This window comes from Rhodococcus sp. p52, assembly GCF_000763325.2.
In the GTDB taxonomy this organism is placed as follows: domain Bacteria; phylum Actinomycetota; class Actinomycetes; order Mycobacteriales; family Mycobacteriaceae; genus Rhodococcus; species Rhodococcus pyridinivorans.
On record NZ_CP016819.1, the window covers coordinates 328,371 to 344,707 of the forward strand.

At 67.9% G+C, this 16,337-nt stretch carries 20 protein-coding genes; 7 read left to right on the forward strand and 13 right to left on the reverse strand.

Annotated elements, in window-relative coordinates; all coding sequences use genetic code 11:
• Positions 1 to 39: 39 nt before the first annotated feature.
• Positions 40 to 1,251 (reverse strand): DUF445 domain-containing protein, encoded by a 1,212-nt coding sequence (locus IM25_RS01415; protein WP_442971923.1) that lies wholly within the window; start codon positions 1,249 to 1,251, stop codon positions 40 to 42.
• Between the two features lie 156 nt (positions 1,252 to 1,407).
• Here IM25_RS01415 and IM25_RS01420 point away from each other — a divergent pair, with 156 nt between their 5' ends.
• The 3 genes from IM25_RS01420 to IM25_RS01430 are packed head-to-tail and all read left to right on the forward strand — an operon-like array spanning position 1,408 to position 3,462.
• Positions 1,408 to 2,151 carry a TetR/AcrR family transcriptional regulator gene (locus tag IM25_RS01420; protein WP_033096132.1) on the forward strand — a complete coding sequence of 248 codons (744 nt, stop codon included), beginning with the start codon at positions 1,408 to 1,410 and terminating at the stop codon, positions 2,149 to 2,151.
• Between the two features lie 44 nt (positions 2,152 to 2,195).
• On the forward strand, positions 2,196 to 2,549 hold the full coding sequence (locus IM25_RS01425) for a DUF4873 domain-containing protein (protein ID WP_019291167.1): 354 nt from the start codon (positions 2,196 to 2,198) through the stop codon (positions 2,547 to 2,549).
• 55 nt (positions 2,550 to 2,604) lie between these two features.
• Positions 2,605 to 3,462 carry a polyphosphate kinase 2 family protein gene (locus IM25_RS01430; protein WP_019291166.1) on the forward strand — a complete coding sequence of 286 codons (858 nt, stop codon included), beginning with the start codon at positions 2,605 to 2,607 and terminating at the stop codon, positions 3,460 to 3,462.
• Between the two features lie 101 nt (positions 3,463 to 3,563).
• On the opposite strand, the gene IM25_RS01435 is transcribed toward IM25_RS01430, so the two are convergent.
• From IM25_RS01435 to IM25_RS01450, 4 genes are all read right to left on the reverse strand, one after another.
• Positions 3,564 to 3,785 carry a hypothetical protein gene (locus IM25_RS01435; RefSeq protein WP_006552390.1) on the reverse strand — a complete coding sequence of 74 codons (222 nt, stop codon included), beginning with the start codon at positions 3,783 to 3,785 and terminating at the stop codon, positions 3,564 to 3,566.
• A gap of 63 nt (positions 3,786 to 3,848) precedes the next feature.
• Positions 3,849 to 4,412: a dihydrofolate reductase family protein gene (locus tag IM25_RS01440; RefSeq protein WP_019291165.1), complete on the reverse strand. Its 564-nt coding sequence runs from the start codon at positions 4,410 to 4,412 to the stop codon at positions 3,849 to 3,851.
• On the reverse strand, positions 4,409 to 5,368 hold the full coding sequence (locus IM25_RS01445) for a helix-turn-helix transcriptional regulator (protein ID WP_033096133.1): 960 nt from the start codon (positions 5,366 to 5,368) through the stop codon (positions 4,409 to 4,411). Before IM25_RS01445 ends, IM25_RS01440 begins: the two co-directional genes overlap by 4 nt.
• A gap of 67 nt (positions 5,369 to 5,435) precedes the next feature.
• Positions 5,436 to 6,293 (reverse strand): SDR family oxidoreductase, encoded by an 858-nt coding sequence (locus tag IM25_RS01450; RefSeq protein ID WP_019291163.1) that lies wholly within the window; start codon positions 6,291 to 6,293, stop codon positions 5,436 to 5,438.
• A 128-nt stretch (positions 6,294 to 6,421) separates the two neighbouring features.
• Between IM25_RS01450 and IM25_RS01455 the strand changes: the two genes are divergently transcribed.
• The gene (locus IM25_RS01455; RefSeq protein WP_082920948.1) at positions 6,422 to 7,441 is read left to right on the forward strand and encodes an iron-containing redox enzyme family protein; all 1,020 of its coding nucleotides are present in this window, start codon (positions 6,422 to 6,424) and stop codon (positions 7,439 to 7,441) included.
• Between the two features lie 78 nt (positions 7,442 to 7,519).
• Here the strand turns inward: IM25_RS01455 and IM25_RS01460 are convergent, their stop codons facing one another.
• The 3 genes from IM25_RS01460 to IM25_RS01470 all read right to left on the reverse strand — a co-directional run bounded on the left by IM25_RS01460 (position 7,520) and on the right by IM25_RS01470 (position 9,596).
• Positions 7,520 to 7,792 (reverse strand): hypothetical protein, encoded by a 273-nt coding sequence (locus IM25_RS01460; protein ID WP_006552395.1) that lies wholly within the window; start codon positions 7,790 to 7,792, stop codon positions 7,520 to 7,522.
• A gap of 126 nt (positions 7,793 to 7,918) precedes the next feature.
• Positions 7,919 to 9,025, reverse strand: coding sequence for an NAD-dependent epimerase/dehydratase family protein (locus IM25_RS01465; protein WP_033096135.1), 1,107 nt, complete (start codon positions 9,023 to 9,025; stop codon positions 7,919 to 7,921).
• Between the two features lie 25 nt (positions 9,026 to 9,050).
• Positions 9,051 to 9,596: a Dps family protein gene (locus IM25_RS01470; RefSeq protein WP_006552397.1), complete on the reverse strand. Its 546-nt coding sequence runs from the start codon at positions 9,594 to 9,596 to the stop codon at positions 9,051 to 9,053.
• Positions 9,597 to 9,814: 218 nt separating this feature from the next.
• Between IM25_RS01470 and IM25_RS26330 the strand changes: the two genes are divergently transcribed.
• On the forward strand, positions 9,815 to 9,970 hold the full coding sequence (locus IM25_RS26330; protein ID WP_006552398.1) for a DUF6131 family protein: 156 nt from the start codon (positions 9,815 to 9,817) through the stop codon (positions 9,968 to 9,970).
• A 211-nt stretch (positions 9,971 to 10,181) separates the two neighbouring features.
• Here IM25_RS26330 and IM25_RS01475 read toward each other — a convergent pair whose 3' ends face one another.
• The 4 genes from IM25_RS01475 to IM25_RS01490 all read right to left on the reverse strand — a co-directional run bounded on the left by IM25_RS01475 (position 10,182) and on the right by IM25_RS01490 (position 13,299).
• Positions 10,182 to 10,436: a CDGSH iron-sulfur domain-containing protein gene (locus IM25_RS01475; protein WP_019291160.1), complete on the reverse strand. Its 255-nt coding sequence runs from the start codon at positions 10,434 to 10,436 to the stop codon at positions 10,182 to 10,184.
• A 4-nt stretch (positions 10,437 to 10,440) separates the two neighbouring features.
• Positions 10,441 to 11,067 carry a HemK2/MTQ2 family protein methyltransferase gene (locus IM25_RS01480; RefSeq protein ID WP_006553561.1) on the reverse strand — a complete coding sequence of 209 codons (627 nt, stop codon included), beginning with the start codon at positions 11,065 to 11,067 and terminating at the stop codon, positions 10,441 to 10,443.
• Between the two features lie 199 nt (positions 11,068 to 11,266).
• Positions 11,267 to 12,859, reverse strand: coding sequence for a phytoene desaturase family protein (locus IM25_RS01485; protein WP_019291158.1), 1,593 nt, complete (start codon positions 12,857 to 12,859; stop codon positions 11,267 to 11,269).
• Positions 12,856 to 13,299 (reverse strand): SRPBCC family protein, encoded by a 444-nt coding sequence (locus IM25_RS01490; RefSeq protein ID WP_006553563.1) that lies wholly within the window; start codon positions 13,297 to 13,299, stop codon positions 12,856 to 12,858. Before IM25_RS01490 ends, IM25_RS01485 begins: the two co-directional genes overlap by 4 nt.
• 115 nt (positions 13,300 to 13,414) lie before the next feature.
• Here IM25_RS01490 and IM25_RS01495 point away from each other — a divergent pair, with 115 nt between their 5' ends.
• A complete protein-coding gene (locus IM25_RS01495; protein ID WP_065995678.1) occupies positions 13,415 to 14,374 on the forward strand; it encodes a 1-phosphofructokinase family hexose kinase in 960 nt (319 codons plus the stop codon).
• Complete coding sequence (gene surE / locus IM25_RS01500) at positions 14,371 to 15,162, forward strand: 5'/3'-nucleotidase SurE (RefSeq protein ID WP_019291156.1); 792 nt, start codon at positions 14,371 to 14,373, stop codon at positions 15,160 to 15,162. Before IM25_RS01495 ends, surE begins: the two co-directional genes overlap by 4 nt.
• 109 nt (positions 15,163 to 15,271) lie before the next feature.
• Here the strand turns inward: surE and IM25_RS01505 are convergent, their stop codons facing one another.
• Positions 15,272 to 16,258: an alpha/beta hydrolase gene (locus tag IM25_RS01505; protein ID WP_231911928.1), complete on the reverse strand. Its 987-nt coding sequence runs from the start codon at positions 16,256 to 16,258 to the stop codon at positions 15,272 to 15,274.
• Positions 16,259 to 16,337: the final 79 nt, after the last annotated feature.

Consider the following 16,337-nt stretch of genomic DNA (forward strand, 5'->3'; position numbering starts at 1 on the left):
GCTAGCTACAGCAAGCACCTTGCTAGCACGTGACCGTCGTCACGCGAACAGCAACTCCGAGACCGTGTAGATCGTCAACCCGGCGAGTGAGCCGACCACCGTGCCGTTGATGCGAATGAACTGCAGGTCGCGACCCACGGCGAGTTCGATCTTGCGGCTGGCCTCCTCGGCGTCCCAGCGCTCGACCGTCTCGCGGATGACGGAGGTGATCTCGTCGGCGTAGTTGGACGCGACGAAACGCACCGCGTCGAGCAACCAACCGTCGATCTTGGTGCGCAGCTCGGCGTCCTCACGCACCCGGATGCCGAACGCCATGACGTTCTCCGCGATCTTCGTGCGCAGGGTGCTGTTCGGGTCGTCCACCGAGTCGAGGATCATCCGCTTGGCCGTCCGCCAGGTCGCCGCGGCGAGCCCGGTGATCTCGTCGCGGCCCATGATCTCGGCCTTGACCTTCTCCGCCTTGGCGATGGTCACGGGATCGCTTTGCAGGTCGCGGGCGTAGTCGGCGAGGAACTTGTTGCCCGCGAGCCGCACCTCGTGATCGGGATTCGACCGCACCTTCCACGTGAACTCCACGAGTTCGCGGTGGATCTTCTCGCCGAGCAGCAGGTCGACGAACTTCGGCGACCACGACGGCGAGTCGCGGCTGATCACGCGGTCGATGGTCTCCTGACTCCCGAGCGCCCACTGGTGCGCGCGTTCGGCGAGCATGTCGACGAGCGGCAGGTGGCGGTTCTCGGCGAGGAGTTCGGTGAGGACACGCCCGATGGGCGGTCCCCATTCCGGTTCGGCGATCCGCTTGACGATGGTGTGGTCGATGATCTGCTGGATGTCGTCCTCGCGCAGGATTCCGACCACGCCGCGCAGGACCGTCGACGTCTCCTTGGCCACACGCTGGGCGTTCTCGGGTTCGGCGAGCCAGGTACCGACCCGCAGCGGGATCTGCGCCGACTCGACCTTGGCCGACACCACCTCGGGTGCGAGGAAGTTGTTTCCGACGAACGAGCTCAGGTTGGCGCCGAGCTGGTCCTTCTTCCGCTTGATGATCGCCGTGTGCGGGATGGGTATCCGTAGTGGGTGCCGGAACAGGGCGGTCACGGCGAACCAGTCGGCGAGCGCGCCGACCATGCCGGCCTCGGAAGCCGCGCGCACGTAACCCACCCATGCGCCGGCGCCGCGGGTTTCCTGCCAGCGACAGAAGAGATAGATGATCGCGGCGGCGACGAGGAAGCCGGTCGCGACCGCCTTCATACGGCGGAGTTCTCGGCGTTTGATCTCGTCGTCGGTCGTCAGGAGCTGCACCCGATCGATTGTGCCGAAAGTCGGCACTCGGCGGACGGATCGCCCTCGAGTTCTGAAGGACGGGGGGCCGGATCGTAGACTGAGCCGACGATCGAAACCGAACGGATGTGCCACACAGTGTCCAGCAGACCGCAGACGACTTCGACCACGACCTCGAGCGAGGCCGCCCCGCCCGTGAAGCAGGACGGCCGCAAACGGCGCTGGCACGAGCACAAGATCGCCCGCCGGGAAGAGCTCGTGGACGGCACCATCAACGCGATCCGCTCCCGCGGCCACGAGATCGGCATGGACGAGATCGCCGCCGAGATCGGCGTGTCGAAGACGGTGCTCTACCGCTACTTCACCGACAAGAGCGACCTGACGACCGCGACGATGCTGCGGTACGTCGAGACGGTCCTCGCTCCCCGGATCTACGCGGCGGTCGCGGAGGATCTCGACGAGTACGAGCTCACCCGGGAGGCGATCACCGCCTACGTCGAGACCGTCGCCGACGATCCCGAGCTCTATCTGTACGTGATGAGCAACAGCGCGTCGGCGGGGCGCGACGTGGTGGCCGATTCGGAGCGGATGATCGCCGAGCTCGTCGCTACCGTCCTCGGGGAACGGCTGCGGCTGCTCGAGATGGATTCGGGTGGTGCCGTGCCGTGGGCGTACGGAATCGTCGGCGGCATCCAGCTCGCGACGCACTGGTGGATCTCGAACAAGTCGATGACCGCCGAGGACCTGATCGATTATCTGACGATGATGATCTGGGGCGGCATGAACGGCATCGCCGGAGTCGCCGGATCTCCGGTGCGCTTCAAGTCGCAACCGCATCCACTCCTGCCGGAGTCGTCGACCACTCCCTGATCGACACCTTTACTGTTACTCGAAGTTGCATGTATAGTGCGGACATGAGCGACCACGCCGACGACCTGCACGACGAGGACGATCCCGGCTACCGCGGTCCCGCCGAGGTCACCGTGGGCAACCGCACGGTCGCCGTCGACGTCGAGATCTCCGGACGGTTCGACCCCCTGCTCGGCCGGCATGTGTGGCGCGGCCGGCTCCGCAGGCTCGCCGAGACCCTCGGAGCAGACGCCTCGCCCGCCCCCGGCACCACCGTGACGATTACGGTGCCCGACGCCCCCGAGACCGCGACCGCCCGCATCTCGGAGGTCGACCTGTGGGGCAGCCACATGGTCGACGGCATCTCGCGACCGCCCTACCCTCTGCCAACCGAGACCGACGGTGTCGATCCCGCCTGATCACGACTGCGTGTGGCACACGCCCGATGACGCCTGCGTGTGACACGCTGGCGGGATGACGAAGGACGACGTCTTCCGGCCCGCATCGATCGTCGAAGCCCTCCGGGCGACGCCCGAGACCCGCGTCGCCGACATCGACACGAACGGCACCCCGGGATTCGACGGCGACAAGGCGCTCGGCGAACGTCTGTTCGCCGAACGTGGTGCCATCCTCTCCGATCTGCAGGAGATGCTGTTCGCCGAGGGGCGGACCGGCGGCACCCGCTCGGTGCTGCTGATCCTGCAGGGCATGGACACCGCCGGGAAGGGCGGCATGGTGCGTCACGTCGTCGGCCAAATCGACCCGCAGGGCGTCGACCATAAGGCCTTCGGGGTGCCGACGGAGGAGGAGAAGCGGCACCACTTCCTGTGGCGGATCGCGAAGGCCCTCCCCCGCAACGGTCAGCTCGGCGTCTTCGACCGGTCGCACTACGAGGATGTGCTGGTCGCGCGGGTGAGATCACTGGTGCCGGAGAATGTCTGGCGCGGACGCTACGACGAGATCAACCGGTTCGAGAGCGAAGTCGTCCGGGAGGGCACGACCATCGTGAAGGTCGCGATGTTCGTCTCGTTGGACGAGCAGAAGAAGCGCCTCGCCGAGCGCCTCGAGCGCCGCGACAAGCACTGGAAGTACGACCCGAGCGATGTCTCGGAGCGCGCCCTGTGGCCGCAGTACCAGCAGGCCTATCAGGACGTGCTGGATCGGACCAGCACCGACGAGGCGCCCTGGTACGTCGTACCGTGCGACCGCAAGTGGTACAGCCGCCTCGCGGTGACGGAACTGCTCATCGACGCGTTCGAACGTCTCGACCTCGATTGGCCGGAGCCGACTTTCGACATCGAAACGGAGAAGCGCCGACTCGCAGAGTCGTGATGTCACAGACTCGCAGAGTCGTGATGTCACAGACTCGCAGAGTCGTGATGTCGTGTGAGTGATGCGAGTCGGCTTTCACCGACTCGCGTCAGGTATCACCCTCAGAACAGATGCGGGGTGTCGTAGTGCCGTCTGTGGTCTCGGCGCACGGTTCCGGCCATCATGCCGAATGCCGCGCCGAGTGCGACGACAGCGCCGAGCGCCGCGACGAGCGCCCAGCCCGAGAATCCGTACCCCGCGGCGACGATCGTCAGGGCGATCATCAGGATCGAGGCGAGTGCGAGCGCATAGGCGCTCCAGGCTACGAACAGATTGAGTTTCACGACCGGCCTCCTCGGACGAGGTGTGTCCCTCTCGATGCCGACGGTACCTGCACGTGACTCGCATCACAACCGACCGGTGGATTCCTTCAGCACCTCGTAGCGGAGGACGGCGAACTCGCCGCTCTGCCCGAGCTCGGTGAGGCGCATCTCCACGTGTAGCGGGAGCAACGGACGGCCGGAACCGATGGTCACCGGCGCGAAGGAGACGACGAGCTCGTCGAGCAGACCGCGCTCGGCGAACTGTCCGGCGAGATCACCGCCGCCCACCATCCACAGGTCGCGGCCGTTCGCGGCCTCGGCCATCTCGTCGTAGACCTGACGGACGTCCTTCTGCGTGAAGCGGATGTCGCCGGGTTCGTCGCCTGCCCGGGCGACGGGCAGGTCGTCGTGATGCGTGAACACCCAGCAGGGCAGGTCGTACTCCCACTTGTCCTCGCCTGCATGGTCGAGCACCCAGCGGTAGGTGGACGATCCCATGACGATGGCGCCGATACCGGCGATGAACTTCTCGTAGTCGAACGGCCCGCCGTCACCGGACTCCCGGGTGAGCAACCAGTCGAGCGAATGGTCCTCGGTGGCGAGGAAGCCGTCCAGTGTGCTTGCGGTGTAGTAGATCATCCGGGTCATGAGCTGCTCCTGTTCCAGTCGAGTGGATCTCCGTGATCGACGTCGAGCCCGACCGCCCGCATCATGTGCCGCGCGAGTTGACGGCGGTGTGCGGCGAAGGTGAGGACGTGGGCGACCACTCCCCCGAGGACGAAGCTCTCGGGAGGGTCGCACAGGGCGTCGATGAGCACGTCGCCCCAGGCGCCGCGGCGATGGATGTCGCGGATCGTCTCCACCCAGCGCGGAGCAACGTCCTCGAAACGCACTGTCAGAGAGTCGATCCCGTTGTCAGAATCCTCGGGGTGGTCAGCGCCGGCCATCGAGGCCAACCACATCTCCTTGGCACGTACCAGGTTGCCGAGCACACGTGAGACGGATTCCTCGGGACCGTCCCATTCGAGGACCACCAGTCCGGGGAACCTGATCCGGTCGCGCTCGTCGTCGTCGAGCTCGGTGGCGCGCTCGAGGAGATAGCGGGTGTCCGCGAGGTCGTGCTGCACCATCTGCGCGAGGACCTCGGCGGCCGGGTAGTCGGGCGCGGTGGACCGCTCTCCGTCCTCCTCGACCCAGAGATTGGTGGGCGGATGGAAATGTACGCCGTTGGGGGCGGGCAACCAGTGATCGACGGGCGCAGGCGCCCCGGGATCCCTACGGCCGGTGCCGAGCACCCGGGCGGCCTCGCTGGGCGGATATCCGTAGGCACGGACGAAGGCCCGGGCGAACCCTTCGACGCTGTCGTAGCCGGCGGCGAACGCCGCATCGGTGACCGAACTGCCGTGACGCAGTTGCCAGGCGGCACGCTCGAGCATCACCCGGCGCCGCAACGCCACCGGCGACTCGCCGGTGCCCACCGCGAAGGTGCGGCTGAAGTGCCACTGCGACGCGTAGGCGTGCTGCGCCATCCGTTCGAGGGTTGCGTTGTTCTCGTCGAGAACGGCGTCGAGCAGTTCCCGCAGTCGGTCACGGCCGAAGGTCATGCGTTCAGTGTCGCGCGCAGACCCCGGCCGCCGCCCGACCGTTCTTGCTCTCTACCGGCTCACCCGGTCAGCCCGGCATGGTCTCGCCGCCGAGCGGGGCGAGTACCTCACCGCTGTAGTACGACGACATCGTCTCCGATGCGAAGAAGACGTAGGACGGGGCGATCTCGTCGGGCTGCGCGGCGCGGCCGAAAGGGGCCTGTTGCCCGAACTCGGAGACCTTCTCCGCGTCCATCGTCGCCGGGATCAACGGTGTCCACACCGGTCCGGGCGCCACGCAGTTCACGCGGATCTGCCTGTCCTGCAGTGCCTGCGCGAGCGAGTAGGTCAGGGCGATCACCGCGCCCTTGGTCGCCGAGTAGTCGATGAGCGTCTTGTTGCCGCGCAGACCGTTGACCGACGCGGTGTTGATGACGGAACCGCCCGGCGTCAGATGCGGCAGGGCCGCCTTCGTCACGTGGAAGAAGCTGTCGATGTTCACGGCGAAGGTGTGGCGCCACTGCTCCTCGCTCAACTCGGCGAAATCGTCGACGGGCTGCTGGGTGCCGGCATTGTTGACGAGGATGTCGAGGCCACCGAGTTGCTCGACCGTCTCGGCCACCACCGCCCGGCAGTGCTGCGCGTCGCCGAGGTCGCCCGCGATCACGTGGCATGTGCGGCCCTCGCGTCGCACCAGGTCGGCGGTGTGTTCGGCGTCGCGGTGTTCCTCGAGGTACGCGATCGCGACGTCGGCACCCTCCTTCGCGAAGGCGACGGCGACCGCCCGTCCGATGCCGGAGTCGCCGCCCGTGACGAGGGCCTTGCGGCCGGACAGCAACCCGCGGCCGACGTAACCGCGCATCTCGTCGGCGGGGCGCTCGGCCATCTCGTCGGTCTCACCGGGATAGTCGATGGTGTGTGGTTCTCGTTCGCGGTCCTCGCTCATGGCCGCCGGATACCCACAGGCTGCACCGATATTCACGCCCGTTTCCCCGGTCCGCACCGACCGACGGGTCGTTTCTGCACCGACCGACGGGTCGTTTCTGCACTGCTCCGAGAGGGTAACCCCGGCGTATGGCTCATGAGACCCGGATGTGCGACGTGCACGACGCTCCGCTACCCACGCCCCGCGGACCCATCTCCGCCGAGATCGTCGAGCGACTCGGTGGCCCGGTGGACGATGCCGTGTGGGACGTCGCGACCGACGGCGCGGATGCCTACGGCGAGGACGTCCAACTCGCCCTGGCCGTTCTCTACGAGCTCCACTACCGCGGGTTCGCGGGCGTCGATCCGGCCTGGGAATGGGCACCGGGCCCGCTCGGGGTCCGGGCGCGTCTCGAGCGCATCTTCCTCGATCGGCTGCGCGCCGACGTCCCGGCTTCCGACGATCCGCAGGGTGTCCTCGAGGACCTGTGCCGCGAGCCGGACGACTCGTGGGGTGTCTCCCACGAGCTCGCCGCGAACGGCACGTGGGAGATGATGCGCGAGTTCTTCGTGCATCGCTCGATCTACCACCTCAAGGAAGCGGACCCGCACGCCCTCGCGATCCCGCGACTGTCCGGTCGCGCCAAAGCCGCGCTGGTCGCCGTCGAGTTCGACGAGTACGGCGGAGGTCGGGCCGAGCGCATGCACTCGCGGTTGTTCGCCGACCTGCTGCTCGCCGCCGGCCTGAAGGACGACTATCTGGGCTATCTCGACGTCGTTCCCGCCGTCACCCTTGCAACGGTGAACTTCATGTCGTTGTGCGGTCTGCACCGCGCATATACGCCGATGCTGGTCGGGATGTTCGCCGCGGCCGAGATCACCACCGCCCCCAGCGCCCGCCGCATGGTCGAGGCTCTCGAGCGTCTGGGCGCCGACGACGCGTGCGTCCTCTTCTACTCCGAGCACATCGAGGCCGACGCCGTCCACGAACTCGTCCTGCGGCACGACGTGGTGGGTTACATGATCGAACAGGATCCGGCTCGGGCGCAGGACATCTCGTTCGGTGCGCAGGCCATCGAGTTCCTCGAGGGCCGGCTCGGAAGCCATCTGCTGGGCAGCTGGACCGCCGGTCACAGCTCGCTCCTCACGTCGGCGGAGGCACCGGCCTGACACTCGGGTACGAGTCAGCGAGTGGAGCCCCGGGACAGTGCGTCCCGGGGCTCCACTCGTCGGTGCCGGGGTCCCGGCTCAGTCGATCAGGCCGGGTTCGTGTGTGGGGGTGCCACCGGACCCGCGGAGGCGGCGTCGACGGAGGTTGAGCGCGGACATCACCACGCCGACGACGATGAGCACGGCGGCAGCGATGGCTCCGACGATCACCCATCCCTCGAATCCGTCGCCCGCCGCGTAGAGGACGAGAGCGACGACAGCGATCCCCGCGAGGATGCAGGCGTATCCGACCCAGCCCGAAGCTCGGGACGCAGTGGTGGGAGCGTGAGCTCGATTCGATGGTTTCGTCATGGTGGTGGATACCGCATCCGGCCCTCCACGAAACCAGCCCTCCACGAACCCGCCCTCCACGGCCCAGCAGGAGACGACGGAGGGCGGCGGATGGTTCTGCGCAGGAGAGCGTTACGGCCGAGAGTGTTACGGCGGTATCCGCCGGCCGATGGGCCCGCGTTCGACGAGCGCGGCGAGTCGTTCGCGCGCGCTGCGCGGAGAGAGGACGGGGCTGTCGGTGCCCGTCGCGCTGCGCATGCCGCGCACCGTCTCGGACCACACCTCGGGACCGTCGTACTTCGGCGACCATCCGAGTTCCTCGCGGGCCCTTCTGCAGTCGAGCATCGGGCAGGTGTAGGCGAGGTCGATCCATCCGCCCTGCACCGGTTGCAACCGTAGGCGCCAGGTCGCTTCGGCGAGCGCCGACAGACCCCATCGCGGCACCGGAATCGTCGGGCAGTCGAACGGAGCGGCGAAGTCCCGCGCTCCCACCGGGGTCGGTGCACCCAGGTTGAACGGACCGGGCACCCGTCGCTCGAGCGCTGCGACCAGCGCGTCCGCCACATCGTCGGAGTGCACGGCGGGAATCGTGAGCGTGTGATCGATCGGGATCAACGGCAGATGGTTCGTGATGCCGGCGGGCACGAACTCGGGCAGCACGTAGCGTTCGAGGCCCGAGCCGGAGACGAGCTGCCCGATGAATCCCGGGCGGAAACGGGTGAGGACGGGCACGTTCGTGCCGGACTCGAAGTCGTCGAGGAATGTCTCCGCCGCAACCTTGTCGACGCTGTAGACACAGGTGGGCACGCCTTCGCGGGCCCACGACTCGTCGACCTCCCGACGGTAGGCGCCCTCGGAGTACACGGCGGCGGAGGACATGTGGATCACGTGCGCGACACCGGCGTCGGCGGCGGCCGTCATGACGGCGCGGGTGCCGTCCACCGCCACCCGCCGGAGATAGTCGCGACGGTGCGAGGGCTGGAATCCCCAGGCCAGGTGCACAACGGCGTCGGCCTCCGCGAAGATCGGAGTCAGGACCCGGGCGGCGTCGGGAGCCCCGAGGTCCACGGCGCACCATTTCGCCGCCGCATACGGATCGCGCGCCGGGGGAATCCGGCGCGCGATCGCGACGATATCGAGTTCTGCGGGGTGAGCGGCCAGCCTGCGCAGGAGCGCCGTGCCGACATTTCCGCTCGCTCCGGTGACGACGATGCGTCGTGGCAGACCGGTTCGGGGCGTGGGAGCCATCGGCATCGTCGGTATCGTCCGAATGTCCCGGTCAGCGGGCCGATTCCGCTGCGTCCTTCTCCGTCTGCGCATCGGCGTTCGGGAGAATACCGGCAGCATTCTCGAGGTGGGCGCGGACGAACCACTGGAACTTCTCCAGCTGGCCGGTCTGGCCGATCAGGACGTCCTCGGTGATCGGGTCGAGCTTGCCGACCTCGTCGATCGCCTTGCGGTTGTCGGTGATGATGCCGTCGTAGACGAGGTCCAGCGCAGCGAGGTGCGCCTGCGCGGTGTCGCGGCCGACCGAGTAGTCGTCCCACGTGCGGTTCTTCTCGATGGCGCCCGGCGTGCCCTTGGGCGACGCACCGAGCGCGGCGATCCGCTCGGCGACCTCGTCCGCGTATCCGCGCACGAGCTCGACCTGCGGGTCGATCATCTCGTGGACGCCGATGAAGTTCGGACCGACGACGTTCCAGTGGATGTGCTTCAGCGTGAGGTGCAGGTCGTTGTAGGCACTCAGGCGCTCCTGGAGAATCTTCGCGGTGCGCGAGCCGTCGGCATCGCTCAGACCGGGAACCGTATAGCTCGAGTTCGACATATTCTTCCTCCGGAATGCTCTCGGGTGTGTCGGAAGGCGAATACCCGAGGCACGGTGGAATCCAAACATCCGGGCGCACCGGACGTCCCGTGACCTGCGTCGAATGAATTTGTCCGGATCAGGCGAGTCACAAACGTTTGGAAACGGACCAACCCGGTTATTCGATCGCCGGGCACCGAGGCTTCCAGGTTTCGGTCATGACATCTGAGGTGGCGACAATGATCATTCTGGGTCTGATTCTGTTGGTGGTGGGGTTCTTCACCGGTATCTCGATCCTCACCACACTCGGAGTGATACTTCTGGTGATCGGCGTGATCCTTGCGATCTTGGGCGCGACGGGCCGGGCGATCGGCGGACGCGCGCACTGGTACTGACCCCATGTCGATCGTCCGTGCCGGAAGGAGACGTCCGGCACGAGGCAGAACTGCGGATCCCGGGTGCTCACGGCCCCCGGGATCCGTCGTTTCCGGACCCTTACGACCCCGCCCCGATACGACAGGCCGACCGGCGGCCCGGGGTCCCGGAACGACGTCCGGGCCGGCCCCTGTGCAGGGACCGGCCCGGACCGGAAGGTTGGTTCGATGCCTAGGTGTCGGTGCGCGCCGCCGCCTTCGGCGTACGGAGTGCGCGATGGCTGGTGTCGCAGAGGGGGTACAGCGCGCTGCGGTGACACCGGCACACGGCCACCACGAAACGGTCCGAGACCGTCTCGGCGCCGTCGTCCTCGACGATCCGCACCGGGCCCTCGACGAGGGTGGGACCGCCCCTCACCTGCCGCACGACCCGTGCTTCGCACTCTCCGTCGGCGGTGAGCTGCGTGATCTTCGGTGCCTTGCTCACGTTCTCAACTCCTCGTGCGGGGGCGGTCGGCGCGGACGACGACCACCTCCTCGGTCAGTGCCCCGGGCTCCGCCAGCTGCGACGAGTACAGATAGTCCGTGCGGTTGCGAAGGACCGGTCCGAAGGGGATACGGCTGCGGGCGACGACGGATGCCTTGAGGTCCGCCTCACGCAGCCGGGACAGTGTCGCCTCCACACCGGTGAACTCGGAGTGCACGATCAGCGCGAATCCGCCGGGCGTGAGCAGGGTGGGCAGGCTGTCGCACAACGGATCGAGCACGCAGCGTCCGTCGGCGCCGGCATCCCAGCGCGGGTCGCGGTTCTCCCCGTCGCACGGAACGTACGGCGGATTCGACAAGACGATGTCGAACGGACCGTGGCGCAACGCCTCGTCCAGGCCTCCCTGCCGGGCACGGATCGGCAGCCGGCGCGACCACGCGTTGACGCGGGCGCTGAACACGGCTCGCGGGTCGATGTCGAAGGCCGTCACCGACGAAGCACCGAGCATGGCGGCGTTCACCGCCAGAAACCCTGTCCCGGTGCAGAAGTCGAGCACCTTCGCACCCTTCGTACCGCCTGCGTCCGCAAGCGCGCCTGCGAGCAGATACGAATCCTCTTGGGGGCGGTACACCCCCGGAAGACGCCATACCCGCGGCGAATCCGATCCGTCCAGCGCCAGGGAAGCTGTCACGTCACACCACCTCGGTATCTCGAGTTCGACGGCATCTCCACCACCCCGGGCCGAAAACCCGGATCCGTCCGTTCGCGGGCGGATACCCGCGCGACTTCCGTGTGAAACACGCCACCGTTCCGCGTGGGAGGTCCAGCAATCACGAGAACAGCACCCGGCGAGCGGCATTTCGCACGCGTCGGGTCACCGGAGCGGTGCGTTTGCCGTCCGCGAGTGCGGCGTGAGCGGCGTTCCAGCCACCCATGCCGTGGACTCCCCCGCCCGGATGCGCACCCGAGCTGGCGAGATACACCCCTTCGACCGGGGTCCGCGGTCCACCGAAACCGGGAGTGGGCCGCAGGAACAACTGCTGGTGGACCTGCGCGGTTCCACCGTTGACGGCGCCGCCGACGAGATTTGCGTCGGCCGCTTCGAGGTCGCCGGGTCGCTGGACGTGCCGGCCGACCACGCGTGCACCGAAACCCGGTGCGTAGGCCTCGAGTTGCGCGTCGACGCGTTCGGCGAGGTGGTCGGCGGACGCGTCGTCGGTGATGCCCCGCGGCAGATGTGTGTATGCCCAGCAGCTTTCGGTTCCCTCGGGCGACCGCGTCGTGTCGGTGGTGGTCATCTGCCCGAAGAGGAGGAAGGGCGACTCGGGGACGACCCCGGTGGACAGATCGGCCGACCACCGGATCATCGCGTCCGTATCGGCACCGACGTGCACCGTGCCGGCCCCGCTCAACGAGGGCGAACGCCACGGCACGCGGCCGTCGAGCGCGTAGTTCACCTTCACGACCGGGGTGTCCCATTCGAACTTGCGCAGGTCGTCGAGTACCCGTGACCCGACGGCGTCGGCCGGGAGGAGCCGCGTGTACAGGGCCGGGGCCGAGGTATCGGCGAGGACGGCATGTCGCACCTTCACCCGCTCGCCACCGGCGATCCGGACTGCGGAGACCTTCCCGCCCTGCACCTCCACGCCGACGACCGGCGAGTCGCACCGCAGCTGGGCACCCGCTGCGGCGCCGCGCCGGACCAGCGCGTCGGTGAGCGCTCCCGCGCCGCCGACCGGCGCGGGGAATCCGACGTCCTGCGCGAGCATCGTGAGCATGTAACCCATCACGCCGCTGCCGGGCGCCTCGGGCGGTGTGTCGGCATGCATGGCATTGCCCAGGAGCAGCAGCCGCGCCGCCGAACCGCCGAACAACTCGGACGACATCCGGGTGACGGGCAGCGCGAGCATGCGCGCGTAGCGCAGCAGATCTCCCGTCTTCATGGTGCGCAGCAGGTCCACGGAACCCCGGACCGGCGGGAACGGACCGAGGAGCAGTTCGAGAAGCGCGCCGCGTACCTGCTTCCACTGGTCGAACAGCGCCAGCCACGCTTCCCCGTCACCGACGTAGCGACGCTCGAGGTCGGCCGCCGTGTCGGTCGGATCCGGAGAGACGACGATCGCGTCCTCGTCGTCGGGGCCCAGCGGGTGACCGAAGGCCTTCGGGGAACGCGCCCAGCGGAGGCCGTGCGACGCGAGATCGAGGGCTTGGAAGGCCGGTGAGGCCACACCGAGCGGATAGAACGCGCTGAACAGATCGGCGCAGTATCCCGGGTGAAGTTCTGCGCTGCGCACCGCTCCACCGGGTTCGGGTTGTTCCTCCAGTACGAGGACGTCCCATCCGGCGTCGGCGAGCACCGCGGCGGCGGTCAGACCGTTGGGTCCGGCGCCGATGACAACCGCATCGACCGTCGCGTCGCTCATTCGGTGGCGCCTTCGGCCAGCAGCACCAACCGTCTCAGGCATTCCTGGTTCCGTGGCAACACCATTTCCTCCTGTACGCGATCGGGGACGAGGGCGTACGGTCCTTCGACGACGTGTTCGGCCATCGTGATGCGGGTGCCGCCGTCGTGGGTGGGTTCGAGCGAGATCGCGATCTCGGCCTTGCCGAACAGCCAGGCACGTGCGCGCAGCACCAGTTGCCGTTCGGGCACCACCTCGCTGACCTCGGTGTGGTCGTCGAGCAGGAGAGGCCACAGACCCACCGAATGATGGATCCGGGTGTCCCGTTGCGGCCAGGCGGGGTCGACGGCCCGGATGCGCGACGCACCCACCACCCATGCCGCGTACCGCCAGCCGTCGGCGAGGATCTCCCATACACGCGCCGGTGCCACCGAAGTCTCGATCGTCGCGATCCTGGCCATGCCCGCTCCTCATCCTCTGGACGACAGCTAGCTTGCGGCAGACGCATACCCCGCTTCCGCAGGTGTCACACGACGCCGGGTGTCATCGCTGTTCGGAGGGGGTATCCGGGCGGGCATGGAAGCCGAGAACATCCCCTCCTCCAACCCGTACGCCTTCGTCTTCGCGCCGTCCCCGCTCCTCACGGTAACCCTCGAGAAGGCACCCGACGGAAGCACCGAACTGCACGTCCATCCCGGCGGGCAGGGATTCTGGATCGGCCGCATGGCGGCGACCCTGGGAATGGACGTGCACCTGTGCGGACCGTTCGGCGGCGAGTCCGGCACGATCCTCGTCGACATGATCAACCGCGAAGGCGTGACGGTGCATGCCGTGGAGACCGCATCACCCAACGGTTCCTACATCCACGACCGGCGCGAGGGCGAACGGAAGGAGATCGTGGAGATCGCCCCGCCGGCACTCACCCGTCACGAGACCGACGATCTGTTCAGCGCGTCGCTGGCGTCCGCGATGTGCGCGAAGGTCGCGATGCTGGGCGGACCGCACAACGACGACGCCGTACCGAGCGAGGTGTACACGCGCCTGTGCGCCGATCTGGGAGCCCTCGGCATCCCGGTCGTCGCCGATCTGTCCGGCCCCACCCTCGGTGCGGCCCTCGAAGGCGGGGTGACCGTGCTGAAGGTGAGCCACGAGGATCTCATCGAGGACGGTCGCGCGAAGTCCGAGGATCTCGACGATCTCATCGAGGCCTTGCACCGTCTCCACGACGAAGGTGCCGCCTCGGTGGTGATCTCCCGCGCCGGCGATCCGGCGATCGCACTGGACAACGGAACCATCTGGGAGGTGGAGGCACCCTCGGTGCAGACCGTGGACCACCACGGTGCCGGAGATTCGATGACCGCCGGCATCGCGTCGGCCTACGCCGCGGGCGCGAAGTTCGAGGACGCGCTGCGTCTCGGCGCCGCAGCAGGTGCGGTCAACGTCACGCGCCGCGGTCTGGCGACGGGGCATCGTGGCGCTGTGGAGAAGATGGCCGAGAAGGTGGAGGTCCGGAAGGTGAAGGGGAAGCGTTCATGAAAGCACTGATCGTCAACGACGACGGCATCGACAGTCCCGGTCTCGCCCTGCTCGCCCGTCTCGCGGTCGAGGCGGGATTCGACGTGCAGGTCGCGGCGCCCCATGTCGAGCGCAGCGGCGCCAGTGCATCCTTGACCGCTCTCCAGGACGAAGGAAAACTCCTGCTCAGCCGTCGCCCGCTCGACGACCTGCCCGAGGTGGAATCCTATGCGGTGGAAGCATCTCCGGCGTTGATCACCTTCCTCGCCTCGTACGGCGCGTTCGGGACGGCACCCGACATCGTGTTGGCCGGGATCAATCTGGGCCCCAACACCGGTCACGCGATCCTGCATTCGGGAACGGTGGGCGCGGCCCTGACCGCGGCCAGCCACGGCGCCCGCGCGGTCGCGTTGTCCCTCAACGGGACGGCTCCGTCGCAATGGGAGACCGCCGAACTGGTGGCCCGTCACGCTCTCGAGTGGGCGGTCGAACACAGCCGTCCGGGTGCGGTTCTCAACGTCAACATCCCCGACATACCCGTCCACGAGTTGCGCGGACTGCGCAGTGCCCCGCTGGCGGAGTTCGGTGCCGTCCAGGCCGAGATCGGGGAGGTCGAGGACGACGGCGACATCTCCCGCGCCCTGCCCATCACCTTCCGGGCCGTCGAACTCGACGAATCCCACGACAGCGACGCCGTTCTCGTCTGCCAGGGATGGGCCACCGCGACCGTGCTGACGATGCCCTTCGAGGTGGCGGACACCGATCTCGACACCCTGGAGTTCGCCCATTCGGACAGTGCGCAGTCGTAGGTTCGGATCCCGCTCGGTCGCGGACGCCGCGACCGAGCGGTCCCGGCCGTGAAAAGATATCGTTCCCTGCGATTCTCAGGGCACTGTAGTTCTCAGGACACTGCGGTTATCAGGCCACGGCGGAATTCGAGACGTAGCGGGAGATCGGCGTGACGACGGACCGTTCGGCGCGACCGGCCGTGTCCGTCACGGACTGCACGAACCTGCCGGCCTCGGCGAGCGCGCGCCGGCTCTCGGGAAGACTGTCGGCGAATATCGGAAACGCGTGCACCTGGTGTCGCCACAGGTGCAGGTCGCAGCTGACCCCGGCCTCCCGCACGGCCCGTGCCATGGATTCGGCGTCGCTGCGCAACAATTCGTCGTGACCGGCGTGGATCATCACCGGCGGCAGCACACTGAGGTCGTTGTCCAGCGGGCACATCAGCGGTCCGGGCTCCCCGTCGACGGTCAGACGCGTGTGGGTGCCCTCGATGTAGCACACGAGCGACTGCACGGCCGATCCGGGGAACATGGGGCAGGCCGCCTGCATGTCGTGTTCGGCGCGGCGATCCGAATCGAGGTCGACGAGCGGCGACAGCGCGACGATGCCGGCGGGGCGGGGCAGATCGGATTCCGCGATGGCCAGGGCCGTCATGAACGACAGGTATCCCCCGGCGGAATCGCCGGCGATGACGATGTCCTCTCCCCGATAACCCTTCTCGCACAACCACTCGTAGCCGCGTACCGCGTCGTCCACCGCGTGTGCGATGGGAGCGTTCGGCAGCATCCGGTAGTCGACGCTGAGAACCGCGCCGTCGGCGCGATCCGACAGGCTCACGGCGAGCGAACGGTGAGTGTTGAGTCCGCACATCAGGAAAGCGCCGCCGTGCAGGTACAGCACCGCGCGCTTGGTCGATCGTCCTTCCGCGCGGATCCACTCTGCACTGCACGCGCCCAGGTCGACGTCCACGTACTGGGCTCCGGAGGGCTTGGGGAGGAGGGACGCAGCGCCGTCGACGACCGACAGTGGCCACGCGAGGTCGGGCCGGGCCATCCATGCCCCGACGACCGGCTTCGCGAGTGCGCGTACCGCGCCCCGAACGACTCGGGAGCGCACGCTTCCACCTCGGTGGGTGCGGCTGACGCCCTCACCTCCACCGAAATCGTCGATCTCAGAAGACAGCACTGGAACCTCC